The 14,678-nt window shown below is 53.7% G+C and carries 17 protein-coding genes; 11 read left to right on the top strand and 6 right to left on the bottom strand.

Annotated features, from left to right (window positions below; genetic code table 11):
• Positions 1–2: 2 nt before the first annotated feature.
• The 8 genes from ccoO to ACI9KD_RS08760 all read left to right on the top strand — a co-directional run bounded on the left by ccoO (position 3) and on the right by ACI9KD_RS08760 (position 7,113).
• Positions 3–614, top strand: coding sequence for a cytochrome-c oxidase, cbb3-type subunit II (ccoO, locus tag ACI9KD_RS08795; protein WP_414980794.1), 612 nt, complete (start codon positions 3–5; stop codon positions 612–614).
• Positions 615–617: 3 nt separating this feature from the next.
• Positions 618–794, top strand: coding sequence for a cbb3-type cytochrome oxidase subunit 3 (locus tag ACI9KD_RS08790; protein WP_414980793.1), 177 nt, complete (start codon positions 618–620; stop codon positions 792–794).
• On the top strand, positions 791–1,666 hold the full coding sequence (gene ccoP / locus ACI9KD_RS08785) for a cytochrome-c oxidase, cbb3-type subunit III (RefSeq protein WP_414980792.1): 876 nt from the start codon (positions 791–793) through the stop codon (positions 1,664–1,666). The genes ACI9KD_RS08790 and ccoP overlap by 4 nt, the downstream gene beginning before the upstream one ends.
• A gap of 96 nt (positions 1,667–1,762) precedes the next feature.
• Positions 1,763–3,172, top strand: a complete 1,410-nt coding sequence (ccoG, locus tag ACI9KD_RS08780; protein WP_414980791.1) for a cytochrome c oxidase accessory protein CcoG — start codon at positions 1,763–1,765, stop codon at positions 3,170–3,172.
• Positions 3,173–3,193: 21 nt separating this feature from the next.
• Positions 3,194–3,718 carry a FixH family protein gene (locus ACI9KD_RS08775; protein ID WP_414980790.1) on the top strand — a complete coding sequence of 175 codons (525 nt, stop codon included), beginning with the start codon at positions 3,194–3,196 and terminating at the stop codon, positions 3,716–3,718.
• Positions 3,719–3,720: 2 nt separating this feature from the next.
• Positions 3,721–6,213, top strand: a complete 2,493-nt coding sequence (locus ACI9KD_RS08770) for a heavy metal translocating P-type ATPase (RefSeq protein ID WP_414980789.1) — start codon at positions 3,721–3,723, stop codon at positions 6,211–6,213.
• 2 nt (positions 6,214–6,215) lie between these two features.
• A complete protein-coding gene (gene ccoS, locus ACI9KD_RS08765) occupies positions 6,216–6,395 on the top strand; it encodes a cbb3-type cytochrome oxidase assembly protein CcoS (protein ID WP_414980788.1) in 180 nt (59 codons plus the stop codon).
• Positions 6,388–7,113, top strand: coding sequence for a sulfite exporter TauE/SafE family protein (locus ACI9KD_RS08760; RefSeq protein ID WP_414980787.1), 726 nt, complete (start codon positions 6,388–6,390; stop codon positions 7,111–7,113). The genes ccoS and ACI9KD_RS08760 overlap by 8 nt, the downstream gene beginning before the upstream one ends.
• A 65-nt stretch (positions 7,114–7,178) precedes the next feature.
• Here ACI9KD_RS08760 and ACI9KD_RS08755 read toward each other — a convergent pair whose 3' ends face one another.
• Positions 7,179–7,883, bottom strand: a complete 705-nt coding sequence (locus ACI9KD_RS08755) for an OmpW/AlkL family protein (protein ID WP_414980786.1) — start codon at positions 7,881–7,883, stop codon at positions 7,179–7,181.
• Positions 7,884–8,123: 240 nt separating this feature from the next.
• Here ACI9KD_RS08755 and ACI9KD_RS08750 point away from each other — a divergent pair, with 240 nt between their 5' ends.
• Positions 8,124–8,864, top strand: coding sequence for a trypsin-like serine peptidase (locus ACI9KD_RS08750; RefSeq protein ID WP_414980785.1), 741 nt, complete (start codon positions 8,124–8,126; stop codon positions 8,862–8,864).
• Here ACI9KD_RS08750 and ACI9KD_RS08745 read toward each other — a convergent pair.
• Genes ACI9KD_RS08745 through ACI9KD_RS08730 form a run of 4 tightly spaced genes read right to left on the bottom strand, consistent with a single transcriptional unit; the run spans position 8,830 to position 12,218 of the window.
• Positions 8,830–9,273: a hypothetical protein gene (locus tag ACI9KD_RS08745; RefSeq protein ID WP_414980784.1), complete on the bottom strand. Its 444-nt coding sequence runs from the start codon at positions 9,271–9,273 to the stop codon at positions 8,830–8,832. The two genes, ACI9KD_RS08750 and ACI9KD_RS08745, sit on opposite strands and share 35 nt — an antisense overlap.
• A 29-nt stretch (positions 9,274–9,302) precedes the next feature.
• Positions 9,303–10,937, bottom strand: a complete 1,635-nt coding sequence (locus tag ACI9KD_RS08740) for a 5-guanidino-2-oxopentanoate decarboxylase (RefSeq protein ID WP_414980783.1) — start codon at positions 10,935–10,937, stop codon at positions 9,303–9,305.
• A 1-nt stretch (position 10,938) separates the two neighbouring features.
• The gene (locus ACI9KD_RS08735) at positions 10,939–11,886 is read right to left on the bottom strand and encodes a rhodanese-related sulfurtransferase (protein WP_414980782.1); all 948 of its coding nucleotides are present in this window, start codon (positions 11,884–11,886) and stop codon (positions 10,939–10,941) included.
• On the bottom strand, positions 11,886–12,218 hold the full coding sequence (locus tag ACI9KD_RS08730; protein WP_414980781.1) for a BolA family protein: 333 nt from the start codon (positions 12,216–12,218) through the stop codon (positions 11,886–11,888). Before ACI9KD_RS08730 ends, ACI9KD_RS08735 begins: the two co-directional genes overlap by 1 nt.
• A gap of 95 nt (positions 12,219–12,313) precedes the next feature.
• On the opposite strand from ACI9KD_RS08730, the gene ACI9KD_RS08725 reads away from it, so the two are divergent.
• Both ACI9KD_RS08725 and ACI9KD_RS08720 read left to right on the top strand, forming a co-directional pair.
• Entirely contained in the window at positions 12,314–13,096 is a 783-nt protein-coding gene (locus tag ACI9KD_RS08725; RefSeq protein ID WP_414980780.1) for a hypothetical protein, read from the top strand.
• An 8-nt stretch (positions 13,097–13,104) separates the two neighbouring features.
• Positions 13,105–13,590 carry an RDD family protein gene (locus ACI9KD_RS08720; RefSeq protein WP_414980779.1) on the top strand — a complete coding sequence of 162 codons (486 nt, stop codon included), beginning with the start codon at positions 13,105–13,107 and terminating at the stop codon, positions 13,588–13,590.
• Positions 13,591–13,660: 70 nt separating this feature from the next.
• Here the strand turns inward: ACI9KD_RS08720 and lptG are convergent.
• On the bottom strand, positions 13,661–14,678 hold a 1,018-nt coding region (lptG, locus tag ACI9KD_RS08715), incomplete at its 5' end, for an LPS export ABC transporter permease LptG (protein ID WP_414980778.1).

Raw genomic sequence — 14,678 nt, 5'->3', positions numbered from 1 at the left:
CCATGTCATCTCATGAGAAAATCGAAAAAAGCGTTCCCCTACTGATTGTTCTGGTCTTAGTGGCAATAAGCTTTGGAACACTGGTAGAACTTGTGCCTATGCTCTTTTCCAAAAAACTGTCAGAACCTGTGGCCGGCTTAATGCCTTACACAGCTTTGGCTCTGGAGGGGCGAGACATCTACATACGTGAAGGCTGCAACAATTGCCACTCACAAATGATTCGCCCTCTTCGGGCCGAAACGGAGCGCTACGGACACTACTCCGTTGCGGGCGAGTCTGTTTACGATCATCCATTCCTCTTTGGCTCAAAGCGAACCGGGCCCGACTTGGCTCGCGTTGGAGCGCGCTACTCGGACGACTGGCATCGTGCGCACATGTACAACCCTAGAGACGTTGTACCCAAATCCAATATGCCCGCATTTCCCTGGCTCTTCGAAAACGGAATCGACGGCGAATTGACCCCCGTAAAAATGCGCACACTCAGGACTCTCGGTGTGCCTTACACGGATACCGACATCACCGGTGCAACCAGCGCAGTTTCAGGGAAAAAAGAAATCGATGCCCTGATCGTCTATCTGCAACAGCTCGGCACCCTGATTCAGACACGGCGTTAAATTATGGATATCAACGATCTTAGAGGCATCAGCACCGCATTTTTATTGTTTGCCTTTATTGGGCTAGTAATTTGGGCTTACAGCAGCAAACAAAAAAAAGAGTTTGATGAAGCCGCCAACCTACCCTTTGCCGATGACCCCCCGTCGCAAGCTGGCGAAAAAAAAGGAACCGAACAATGACTAGCTTCTGGAGTGGCTGGGTAATCGTATTAACAGTTATCACCCTCGTATTGCTGACCTGGTTGTTGTTTGCTAATCGCAAACGGAATGCGATCGACGAAAAAACCACAGGCCATGTTTATGACGGCATTGAAGAGTGGGACAACCCTCTCCCGGGTTGGTGGTTTGCGATGTTCGTGATCACAATCGTCTGGGGCATTGCTTATCTCATCGCCTATCCCGGTATGGGGAATTTTCCCGGGGTCTTGGGTTGGACTTCAATAAATCAGCACGAGCAAGAAGTCGCGATGGCCGACGAAAAGTTCAGAGCGATGCGAGACAAGTATCTGGCGATGCCTATCGAGGATATCTATCATGACCCCAAGGTCCGAAAAATGGGTATGCGTATTTACGGCAACAACTGCTCGCAGTGTCATGGATTGGATGCAGCAGGTGCCTTAGGGTTCCCAAACCTTACTGACGATAATTGGCTCTACGGTGGATCCGCCGATGCTATTAAACACACGCTCGTTAACGGCCGACAAGCAGCTATGCCGCCTTGGGTTAGCATCCTTGGCGAAGACGGTATTGCCGAGGCCACCGCATACGTTCTGTCACTGAACAGCCGCGAGGCAGATCCGGATTTAATCACGGCCGGTGAAAAGCATTATCAAACGTACTGCATCGCCTGCCACGGTCCCAAAGCAAAGGGCAATACGCTCATGGGTGCGCCGAATCTCAGCAACGGTATTTGGCTATACGGTAGTAGCAAAGAGCAAATCGCGCACAGCCTCCGCATCGGTCGAAATGGGCAGATGCCAGCCTTTGCGAACACCCTGAGCGAAGACAAGATTCACCTCGTCGCGGCCTACGTCTACGGCCTCAACAAGTAACGCCAAAACTGGAATAAATACCGAAGGCAAGTGCCCCGGCTCTGCCGGGGTTTAACGCCACGGGAGTGGCCACTCATCAACAGCAGTGGTAACAATATGTCCGAACCGGATCTCATCGACATTCAAGAGATCGCACCCGCAGAGGTTGCTGAACTCGACCTTTACCAGAAGCGTGAAAAAATCTATACCCGAAAGATCGAAGGCTTTTATCAACGTCTTCGTATGTTCACGGGGTGGCCCATGCTTCTGGGGTATTACTGTATACCTTGGATCAATATTAACGGTCGACAATCCGTGTGGTTTGATCTGCCAGAAAGAGAGTTCCATATTTTGGGGCTAACGTTCTGGCCTCAAGATTTCCCCCTACTCGCCTTTTTGCTGATTATTGCGGCTTTTGCTCTGTTTGCCGTGACCGTGTCTGCGGGACGCATATGGTGTGGTTACACCTGCCCCCAAACGGTGTGGACGAGTATGTTCATGTGGGTAGAGCAAAAGGTCGAAGGCACGCGAAACCAACGCATAAAATTGGACAAGCAAGCTTGGTCGTTTAATAAGGCCTTGCGCAAGATCACTAAACACGCCGCTTGGATGTTCATCGCGTTCATGACCGGTATGACCTTTGTCGGGTACTTCTACCCCATACGCGAACTCAGCTTTGAGCTCAGCATTTTATCAACCGGCAAATGGCAAATACTCTGGACCCTCTTTTTCACCCTGGCCACGTACATCAATGCAGGCTGGATGAGGGAGCAAGTCTGCAAGTACATGTGTCCATATGCGCGATTCCAGTCGGTCATGTTCGACGTAGACACGCTGATTGTTTCCTATGATGCTGCGCGAGGGGAGCCTATAGGGTCTCGCAAGAAGTCTCTTGCGCACCGAGAAGCTGGGCTCGGTGACTGCATCGATTGCGAGCTTTGCGTTCAGGTGTGTCCCACTGGTATCGATATTCGCGAGGGTTTGCAATACGAATGCATCGGCTGTGCGCTGTGCATCGATGCCTGCGACTCTGTTATGCGAAAAATGGACTACGACCCGGGTCTTATTCGGTACACGAGCGAACGTGAGCTCGAGGGCGGGAAAACGCACTGGTTACGCCCAAGAATTATTGGCTACGCCATCATGCTGAGTCTAATGGTCACCGTGTTTAGCTACAGCATAGCGTCGCGAATCCCGCTCGAACTCACGGTGATGCGCGATCGAAACAATTTGTACGTCGAAACCTCTGATGGCGGCTTGGAGAATGTTTATCGTCTTCACATAGTCAACATGGACATGTCTCCCCATCGATACCAGCTGAGTATCTCAGGCATTGAAGGCGCTGTGATAAAAGGCAGCACGAGCTATGAACTTGCCGGAAGTGAAGATCGACAAATCACACTTAGAGTCGCGACTAAAGCTACTACGCTAAGTTCACCCAGCACAGCGTTCAAGTTCGACTTAGTCGCCACGGACATGCCCTCAATCAGAGCGAGCACTGAATCGCGCTTCATGAAACCGCTATAGCGACCCACCCAAGGACAATGAATGACAACTCCAATCATACCTAAGCCCCAAAAGGACTCACGCTGGCAGGAACATGAGGAACCTTGGTATCAGCAATTCTGGCCTTGGTTCCTCATCGCGCTTCCAGGCTCCGTCGTCATTGCGGGGCTGAGCACCCTATACATTGCCAACCGATACTCAGACGACCTGGTCGTGGATAGTTACTACAAGGATGGTCTGGCTATCAATAAGGAATTGGCCAAGCAAGCCATTGCTCAGGAACTCGGAATCACTGCTGAAATTAAGGTTCTCGATCGACGGGCGCAAGTGCGGCTCAGCGGCGACCTTAGCCCGGAGAACTTCGTAGTACGCTTTTCTCACCCGCTGGAGGCGGATCGAGACTTTAGCGTGACGCTATCGACGGTTGCTCCTGGGCTTTACCAAACGGAGCTCCCCGCTAAACTCTCGCCCAACTGGCACTGGACAATGGAAGCCACGGACAAGCTATGGCGGCTGGATGGTTCTCTTAGCTCTGCGGACTTCATTGTTAGTGAACGTTCAGAATAGCTTTGAGCAGTCCGCAAGCAATCGCTAAACCCTTAGATGAATCGGCATTGAACAGCACACAGCCAGCTAGCCCGGTCGCAGCGGTCGCATGCTTTCATTGCGGCGATGATATTCCGGCAGGCTCAAACTTCGCTATCGAAATAGCTGGGGAGTCGCGCGACATGTGCTGTCCGGGCTGCCGCGCAGTGGCGAGCATGATTTCACAAAGCGGCCTTGAGCGCTTTTATGAGCAGCGCACCGCATTCAACGACAGACCTGCTGCCGATATTGAATCGCGAAACGACGATTTTATTATCTACGATGACCCTACACTCGCAGAGCAGTTTTCCCAAATTGATGAAGCTGGACTCACAAATGCCCGCCTGCTCCTCGGGGGTGTAAGCTGCGCAGCCTGCACATGGCTTATTGAAACCACACTTAAGCGCATGAAAGGCGTACACAAGGCGACGCTCAACCTTGGCCAGAGCCGTCTTGATGTTTGCTTTGATTCCAAGCAACTGTCTATGAGCGCGCTTTTCGCTAGCGTGACAAGCCTAGGTTACCGCGTTCAGCCATGGCAGAGCAGCCTCCGCCAGGATCAGGCAAAAATGGAATACCGGGGCGACCTGAAACGACTGACCGTTGCCGGTGTTGGCATGATGCAGGTGGGCATGTTTGCCATAGCCCTGCATGCGGGCGATATCCAAGGGATCAGCACTGAGTATCAGCAGCTCATGCGCCTGTTTAGCTTACTGGTGACAACGTTCGTCGTTGCCTACTCCGCACGCGGCTTTTTTGAGAGTGCTTGGCGGCACTTGAAGTTTGGCGCTCTGGTTATGGACTTACCAGTCGCATTGGCAATCGGATTGGCCTATGGCGCAAGTGCCTACGCCAGCCTTGGCGGTGAAGGTGAGGTGTACTTCGACTCCGTCGTTATGTTCACATTTTTGCTGTTGCTCGCTCGCTTTCTGGAAAAGCGCCTGCGTTATCAGGATGCGCTTGCCTGGCAGGATGCTGAGCAAACTCTCCCGGATGCCGCCCAGGTTTGGAAAAAAGACAGATGGATGCGTATTCCTCGCCGGCAACTCATGGCCGGCGATCGAGTTTTTCTCAGAGCCGGCGATATCATCCCTATCGACGCAAAGATCGCCAAAGGTAGCAGCGCTGCCCGAGAGGACAGTTTCAGCGGCGAGGCCCTTCCCCGGACCGTGAACGTGGGCGACACCGTGTATGCCGGTACGATCAATGTTGAGGCCTCTCTGGAGGTTTACGCCACGGGAAACTATGCTGATACACGACTCGCCGCACTGCAACAATCCATTAATGCCGCACAGCATGGCAAACCTGCAGTCGCACAGTTAGCCGATCGCATTGCAACAGGGTTTATTGCGGGAATTCTAGTAACGGCCAGCGCCACGGCCTTTATATGGTGGCAAATCGATGCCTCCAGGGCCTTTTGGGTCGCGTTGTCAGTCCTGGTCATCAGTTGTCCCTGCGCCCTTTCCCTGGCTACGCCAGCTAGCCTTGCTAATGCTGCGAGCCTGCTTCGCCGTCAAGGCGTGATCGTTAATGGCGAAAATGCTCTCGAGGCGTTCTCAAAACTTGATATCGCGCTGTTCGACAAAACCGGCACACTCACCAGCGGAAAATTTTCCTTAAGCAAGGTAATGCGACTGAGCACGCAATACGCAGACACCGACATTCGATCTCTGGCGGCCACGCTGCAACGCTACTCTAACCACCCCCTTGCCAGCGCCTTTAAATCGTCGGATGCAGCCGCTGACGTTCAGAACATCCGGTATGTTGTCGGCGAGGGTCTCGAAGGCTTTTTTGAGGGCCGCCGTATACGCCTGGGGTCAATGCGCTTCTGCAAAGAGGTCGCCCCAAACTTAGCGCCTTCGCCAGAGGATGAAATGTACTGGATCGCACTCTGTGTCGATGGTCACGCACTGGCCTGGCTAGGGCTCACAGACGAAGTTCATGAAGAAGCGGGCATGGTTCTCGATGGACTCCGTCGTAAGCGCATAGCCACTGAGCTGCTAACCGGAGATGCTTCTAGCCGGGCAACGCAGCTAGGGGCACAACTCAAATTCGATCGAGTTGCTACCGGCCTCTCTCCCCAGGAAAAACTTCAGCGAGTTACCACGCTGCAAAATGCGGGTAACACCGTACTGATGGTGGGCGACGGGCTAAACGATGCGCCGGTACTAAAGCGTGCCAATGTTTCCATAGCAGTTGCCGGCGCCACGGACCTCGCCAAAGCTCAAGCGGACTTTGTCATTATGAGTGGTGATCTCGAGCAAATCTCTCTATTGCTGGACGTCGCGCGTCGCACCCGGCGAATCATTATCCAAAATTTTAGTTGGGCTTTGGCTTACAACGCTTTAGGCATACCCCTGGCAGCACTTGGTTGGGTGCCTCCATGGGCGGCAGCTATCGGAATGTCTCTAAGCTCACTATTGGTGGTCGGCAACTCCACGCGGCTACGCCGCCTTAAAACATCGACGGAGGCCTAGCAGTGGAAAGTCTTTACCTGCTCATCCCGGTTGCCTTGATATTTTGCGTAATCGTCATCCGATTATTGTTATGGGCCATCGACAGCGGTCAATACGATGACCTAGATAAAGAAAGCTGGCGGATTCTTGCTGACGAGGATCTTGAAGAGCAAAAACCCGACACGATAGAGCGCAATGATTAGCACTGATATTTTAGCCGCCGCCGGCATTGGACTGGCAGGCGCTGGACACTGTCTGGGGATGTGTGGAGGCATCGCAGCCGCAATTAATCTGGGCGGCAACCGCGGAGCACTGACCACCGTTGCATACCACACGGGCCGCCTGAGTAGTTACGCGGCACTGGGCGCATTACTTGGAGCGCTGGCCGGCAGCATCAATATTGCCCAGTGGACTATAGTGCTGCGTTACCTGGCAGCGCTACTGCTCATTGGCATGGGCTTGTCCATCGCGGACTGGTGGCGAGGCATGAGCATACTTGAACGTCTGGGATCAAAACTCTGGAGACCCGTGCAAAAGCTCTCGTCGAGACTTCTACCTGTACGACACTGGTTTCAAGGGTATTTACTCGGCTTATGCTGGGGGCTGATGCCCTGTGGTTTGATCTATAGTGCCTTAGCGTGGTCCGCTACAGCTCAAGATGCCGCCCGGTCAGGGTTACTTATGCTGGCATTCGGTGCCGGCACCCTACCCGCCATGCTCAGTACGAGTTTTGGCGCAGCCCACGTGCAAGCCTTACTTCGTCGTCGCGGTCTGAAGATCCTAATTGCGGTTTTCTTGATTGCTTCTGGAGCCTGGTCTTTGATGATGACTTGGAACCATGGCGCGCATCTGAATCGACCGATCGAAACCGACTCACCAAGCACCCATCAATCCCACGCTCAACGCCGAATTCAGACATAAAAAACCCCGCCAAAGGCGGGGAATCACCAGAAAAGTGCCCTTAGAACACCAGCTGTACTAAACCATCAGAATTTATAAGCCACACCAATGTTGTACACCCAGGGATCGATGTCCACATCGAAACTTAGCGTAGCGTTGCCTCCACTGCCGGTAGTCACGTCAATGTCCGCCGTTGTAGCAATATCGATGTACCAGAGGCCGAGATTCAACGCCCACTTATCACTGAGGGGAATGTCTACGCCGGCCTGAGCAGCCAGACCCATCGAATCATCAAGCGACAGTTTGGCGGAAGTTACGTCCAATAAGTCCCCCAGCACCGCTCCCAGCTCACTATCAACGTCCTCGCTAAAAAATGTCGTGTAATTGATACCAAGACCCAAGTAGGGCTGCCAGCCTTCCATGCCACCGCGGGGATACCATTGGATACTCACGGTGGGCGGCAAATGCTTGGTGGAACCCGCCGCAACGGGCAAGTCCACAAGGTCAATATCATGCTTGAACGGCGTGGCAGCGAGGAGCTCTACTCCCCAGTTATCTAACATCATCCACGTCGCGATTAAACTAATCGCAGTACCATCGTCAACATCTACACCACCAGGCAAAACGGTAGTTGGACTTGTCGGCAACTCGATAGCATCACTATCGCCAGTGGGGGCAACTGTTGCGATACCTGCGCGAAAAACAATATCTCCCTGCTCGTAGGCCTGTACACCCAGAGACGCGAGGCTAATACCCGCCGCCGCGACCGCAATGACAAGCTGCTTCTTCATGAACTCACTCCTTTCCTTCAATTGAAGGCCATCGGGCACCGTATGAGCGCATGATAAGAGTCCATCACTGCTTTAGCATTGATGTCAGTCAAGGTTATTGCTTTGCCCTGTATAGTGTCCTTCGGTCATGGCTGTGCTCTGTAACCGAGCTTATTTTTTACTGTTTTTTTGCTGCTTATATACAGATCTGAAGGATGCGTTTCTCTCACGGCACTTTATTGGAAATTGGAAATAAGCCTGATGGCGTTTGTTTTTCTACCCCCTAAGTACGCAATGCGAATTGCCTCTCAACTATCCCTGGCACTGCTTATTAGCTGTGCCGCTGCGGGTTCGAGCACTGCGCAAACGCCTCCCACAGGCTCCAAAGCGTCTGTATTGAGCGTCGGTAAACTCCACGTCCCCGGACAGCGATATGAAAACGGCTATGCGCGACACTACGATGAAAGCTGTTCCGCCACTTTAATCACCGACAATGTTCAGGCGGAGTCATCAGCGCTGATTATCAGTGCCTGGCACTGCATGGAGTTTTACCGCGATACCAGTAAGCCCCTCACCTTTGAAACCATGAGTGGCGAACTCAGGAACGCAAACCTCATCACCAGCGGTGGAAGTATGTACAGCGATTGGGCACTTTTGCGATTGAATGCTCCTCTGCCGTTTCCCGCAGTATTAAATTCCGCAAACAATGAAGCTGCTACAACTCTCATTATGGCGGGCTATCCGCGCTCAACATCCCCACAAATCAGGCTTATCCCAACCGTTTCCGATTGCCTTATTACAGGCTTCGATGGAGCGGACGCGCGTAGTGATTGTGTGCTGCAAAGAGGTGCTTCTGGCGGCGCCGTATTTTCTGGCAGCAATGACTATCGCTACCTGGGCGTGATTTCCAGAGGCGACGGAGAATCTCAGAGTGTCTATGTACCGCTGGCACGATTTCGAGCCAACATCAGCGCTTACCTTGAGAGCTCTCAGCTGCCGTAGCTGAATCTGCTTCTTCTGCATCGGCTTGAGTCTCCTCATGTTCACGACGAGTCGCGCGCGCTTGAGCACGGTTCCTTCCCGCTAAACCATCACCCTTTGCCGCTTTCAATATGTCTTCCACTTCGTCCACCGCACGATCGATGGTCAGTTCACCGCTGTCCGCATGATCGTCAAACAAGTTAATCATATGGTCAGAACGGCGGCCCAGCACCATTAAACGCAGATAGAGACTCTTCTCTGCTTTCGGTTTTCGAACAACGTCGATAGCGAAAGCGAGAATACTCAAAGGGCTAAGAAGAAAGTCGCGAAGCGCATCCGCGGTAAGCTTGAGTTGAAACACCAGCACATGACGCAACGCTGTCGACGTGCGCACGCGGCCATCATCATCTCCCTTGTCATCACTAAACATGTTGCGTCTCCCGCACTTTCGGCCTGCGCCTAGTACCAGCCATCGACAGGTCCCGATAAAAAGCCGTTTTCCGGTAGTTCAAGAAGAGTTGGCAGATCTCTCTGAATCGCCGTCCCGAGTGCGGTTTCAAGCGCGGTAAGCGAATCCACTCGCTCAGCGAAACAGCCCAGGGCTTTAGCTGCTGCTACAAAATCGGGAGCATCTATGTCAACGCCTACTGGCTTAATACCGCTTGCTAGCATGCCCTCACGAATTTCCCGGTAACCGTTGTTATTCCACAGCAACACAATGATGGGTAACTTCTCCTGCACCGCAGACGCCAGCTCCATAAAAGTGAACTGCGCTGCCCCATCCCCAATGAGAGCAAGCACCGGCACTTCTTGGGGAAGCGCTCTACGAGCACCCATGGCCGCGGGGAGCGCATAACCAAGAGTCCCCCCTCCGGTTGCCGAATGGAAGTATCTTCGCGGTCCCGGAGACTCATATTGCCAAACAGCGTAGTAAGTAGGCAGCGTACTATCTCCCACCAAACATAGGCCGGGAAGGGATGTACGCAAGACGTCGAAAAAGTCCTGTACTTCACTGTTCCAGTGCCGTTCTTCGGTAATGGCAACCCTTGTCTGAGCGACTCGCGCCTCTCCGTCGGATCTCGCCACGCTGCCATCCAGAATCTTCAGCAAAGACTCCAAGCTCTCTCGAGCATCCCCGCAAAGCGCCAAATCCGGACGCTGATTACGGCACAACTGTGCCGGGTCAATATCGATTCTGGCCAGCCAGACAAGCTCTGGCATATCACCCAAAAACAACATGTCGTAGTCGGTTTCACCAAACTCGGTTCCCACCGCAAGCACAACATCAGACTCTGCCAAGAGCCTACGAACCGCTCCTAAACTCGGGCTTCCCCCCACCAATAATGGATGCCCCTGCGGCAACACGCCTTTGGCATTAACCGTTGTAACAACCGGTGATCCTAAAGCGTCGGCCAAGGTCTGGGCCTGGGAAGCCGCCGCAACCGCTCCGCCCCCCAGCAACAACAGTGGCCGGCTCGCCACGCGCAATCGCTCCGCGAGCTCTCCAAGTCCTCTGGCGTTCGCAGCAGGTGGATACACACTAGGCCAAGGCACTGTGGACACATGACTAGCGTCTTGCGTGATGACATCCATGGGGATTTGTATGTGTACGGGCCCTGGTCTTGCGCTGTTAAACACAGCAAAAGCCCGAGCCAACACCTTGGGCATCTCGTCCGCTCGCATCAACGTATGACTGAAACGACTGCATTGGCGGGCAAGCGCACCCTGATCAGGTACTTCGTGGAGACGCCCTTCTCCCATGCCAAGCTCCGAACGCGCTGCAACTGCAGTGACAACCAGCATGGGGACCGAATCAGCCAGCGCTTGGATCATCGGCGTTATCGCATTTCCGAGCCCCGGGCCTGAGATTAAAAAGCAGGCCGCAGGCTTTCCGCTGGCTCGAGCGTAGCCGTCCGCCATAAACGCCGCCCCCTGCTCATGCCGCGGCGAAATATGTCGAATACTGCTGTTAACCAACCCCCTGTACAACTGCACCGTGTGATTCCCCGGGATACCAAACACGGTATCGATACCGTAGGCCTCGAGAAGCTCCACCAGGCGTTCCCCGCAACTCACAGCATCTTGAATACTCACGTCAAAGTCCCTCTGCCTGTTCGGGGTGCGGCTGAATCACTGGCGACTCTCCGATGTGAGTTTCGCCACGCGCCTTGGCTAAATCGACTTGCCGCTGTCTTTCTGCAAAGCGTTCTCGCTGCTCATCTGATTGAAGGTCTATGCAGTGGAGACAGCTCACGCCTTTGACGTAAGCAGATGACTGTAAATCATCCTTGCTGATGGGATGACGGCAAGCAAAGCATTGATCGTAACTGCCTCTTTCCAAGTCATGATTTACCGCGACACGTTCATCAAACACAAAGCACTCACCTTCCCAGCTACTTGACTGAGTCGGTACGTCTTCGAGGTATTTCAAAATACCGCCTTTGAGATGAAACACCGAATCAAAACCCTGTTCGAGAAGATACGATGACGCCTTCTCACAGCGTATTCCACCGGTGCAAAACATGGCTACTTTCGAGTTTTTCTGAGGGTCGAGGTTCTTCGCGACCCAATCAGGAAAATCGCGAAACGTGGTAATACCGGGGTCGACCGCGCCCTGAAAACTACCGATGGCGCATTCGTAATCATTACGCGTGTCTATGAGGGTGACCTCAGGATCCGCCAACAAAGCATCCCAATCCCCCGGAGACACATACGTTCCCACGACTCGATTGGGATCCACCTGCGGCACACCCATGGTGACAATCTCGCGCTTCAGTTTTACCTTCATACGTAAAAAGGGCTGCTCGTCATGCTGCGATTCTTTGTGCTCCAAATCTGAGAGCCGAAGGTCCGCCCGCAACCACGAAAGCACTCCAGCAAGGCCTTCTCGGCTTCCCGCTAGCGTTCCGTTGATGCCCTCTTCCGCGAGTAACACTGTGCCTCGAAGGCCCTGCGCTCGGCACTGCTCAAGCAATGGTTCTCGCAGTGACTTGTAATCGGGGAGCGCAACGAACTTGTACAACGCTGCAACCACTATGGACATCAGGAGAGCCCCCCTCCATCCGCCTTACTGCCCCCAAGACACTCTGGCGAAGCGGGCGCCTCGCTCGTCTTCTCTGACCATTCTCTGGAATCGTAAAGATGCATCGCCAAGGCGTGAATCGGTCCGGCAAGCAAATCCGCAAGCTCGCCATAGACCAGTTGATGACGAGCCACGGCGCGCTTTCCCTCAAACAACGGAGACACCATGACCAATCTAAAATGTGTTTCTGAGTTTGCGGGCACACTGTGCTTATGGCTTTCGTTATCTAAATCAAGCCAATCGGGTGCAAATGCCGCGTTCAGGCGGGCTTGCAACTGATCTTGGACGCTCATAATTTCTCCTGCGATAAGCCTGCGATAAGCCTGCGATTATACGCCTGCCGTCCAGCTGTTTCAGCGGGCCGCAGGAAAGGTTTTCTCAAGCCCCAGTGAAGCTCTATACTCACCCCATGCCTACGGAAAATAATGAGCGTTATGACATTGCCTTCGCCGGAGAGTGCCTTGAGGGTCACGACCCTATGGCGGTACGCAAAGCGATAGGCGCGTTGTTTAAAGCAGACGAGGCCACTGTGGAGCGTTTGTTTTCGGGTACCCGGCAACGCATCAAGCGAGACTGCGACAAAAGCACCGCCCTGAAGTATCAAAAGAGTCTGGCAGCTGCAGGTGCGAAAGCTATCGTTACGCGCGCCAGTGTCTCGGACCCCATGGTTTCTGCACCAGCAGTTGCCGCCCCCATTACAACTGACACTGGGCAGACTGAGACCGGCGAACTGGAGTTGCTCCCGGATGGCAGCGACGTCCTTCGGCCCGATGAACGGTCGAAACATGAAGAAGTCGCACTGGATCTGAGTCATTTGACGCTTGCCGAGACAGGTGACCGTCTCAGCGAAAAAGCCACTGGCGTTGGACCTGTGATCAATGCGCCGGACTTTGATGTCGCAGAGCCGGGCGCACAGATCGGGGAAGACAACGAATTCGTGCCACCACCTCCACCCGACACGTCGGCGCTGAACCTGGCTCCAGTGGGAGAAAATCTCAGTGATATCGCGTCGGCGGAAGCACTGACAGCGTCGGTAAATATCGATCATTTGGATATTGCAGAGGCCGGCAGCGACCTACTCAAGGCGGATGAACGCAAAATCAGCACGGCAGAAGCGCCAGACACCAGCCATCTGACGCTGACCCCCTCCGAGAACGAACCCAAAACCTGAGTAGGACCGTGACTACACAAACCCTCCCTGCACCGGCACTACCGCGTCGTCTCGCTGCTATTATCTACGACGCGCTGTTGGTCCTACCCCTTGTTATGGTGTGTGTGGCCGCAGGCCTGGGTATTCGACAGCTACTGGGAAGTGCCGCCGACAGTTTGCTTCCAGCGACTTTGGTTCAGACGATTGCGGTGTTTAGCTGCATCGGATTTTTTGGGTCGTTTTGGCTCAAAAGCGGCCAGACTCTGGGCATGCAGGCTTGGCGTATCAAGTTGGTCGCCATGCCCGGCAATGAACTGACCTTTGGACGCGTTGTAACACGCTGTGTATCAGCGTTATTGTCGGCGCTGTGTTTAGGCCTAGGTTATTGGTGGTGCATCTTCGATCGCCGAAAACGCTGCTGGCACGACTATCTATCGGGAACCGAGCTAGTCCTACTACCGAAAAAACCGAAAAAAGAAAAAGCGTCAAAACGTCCAAAAGAGCCAAAAAAGTAAGCGCCGCGAAACAAACAAAAAATGCGCGCTCCCGGCAGCATAGGTTCTAACTCAGATGCTTTTTAGCCTGTCAGGCCTTACGCAAAAGATAGAGCCCCACGAACACGCAGGCCAAAACGGGCGCGAGCGCTGCATACAATGGCGGAAACCCAAACACCAAGCTCGCCGGGCCCAGTAAATCCTGACTGAGCTGAAACAGTATCCCGACCATGACTCCGGCAAAAATCCTGAACCCAAGCGTGCCATCTCGTAGCGGCCCGAACACAAAAGAAATTGCGATCAACACTAAGGCCGCAACCGCCGCCGGCTGCATCAGCTTTCGCCAAGTGGCCAGCTCAAAATCCGCCACATCTTCGCCCTGACTGCGCAGAAACGCCGCATAATCCACCAGATCAACCAACGGCAATTGTGAGGGTGCAACGTTTTCGAGAGATAAAATCTTGGGCGTGATATTGCTCTTGAGAAGCAATTGGGATTCTGTGCTGGTCTGAATGCTGTCTTGGGCAAACTGGGTAATCACAACATCACGTAAAAGCCAGCCTTCTCCAGTGTAGCGGCCGCTATCAGCAAACAAGGCACGACGCATCCACCCGCCGACTTCGAATTCGTAGGCAGTAACACCAAACACCTCGTCATCGCCGGTCACGGCCTGCACATGCAGAAAAACACCCGCATCCCGCCGCCAGATCCCCTGCCCCCGATCAACTTGCTTGCCAGCATAGCGAGCCAGGGCTCGTCCACTCTGCGCTTGCTGCTCCGCCGCAGGCGCCACATACTCACCCAGCAGAAAACCCAATACCGCAATGACCAACGCCTGCTTAAGGACCATCCAAGCCAGGCGGCCATTGGAAACACCCGCCGAACGCATGACCACTAATTCACTGGTAGAAGCTAATTGACCAAGACCAATTAGAGCGCCGATCAAGGCCGCAAAAGGAATGAACTCGTAAACCCTTCGCGGAATCGTAAGCAGAACGTAGCGTCCAATCTCCGCGAAACCATAGGTGGCACTGCGACTGTCAGACTCATCGATAAACGCCGACAGGCCATCGATACCGACAATCACTAACAAGACCAGCAAAATCGAC

It is taken from the genome of Congregibacter sp. (genome assembly GCF_047617445.1).
Classification (GTDB): Bacteria; Pseudomonadota; Gammaproteobacteria; order Pseudomonadales; family Halieaceae; genus Congregibacter.
The sequence above is the reverse complement of the archived record's forward strand: the minus strand, read 5'-3'. Positions and strand labels throughout refer to the sequence as shown.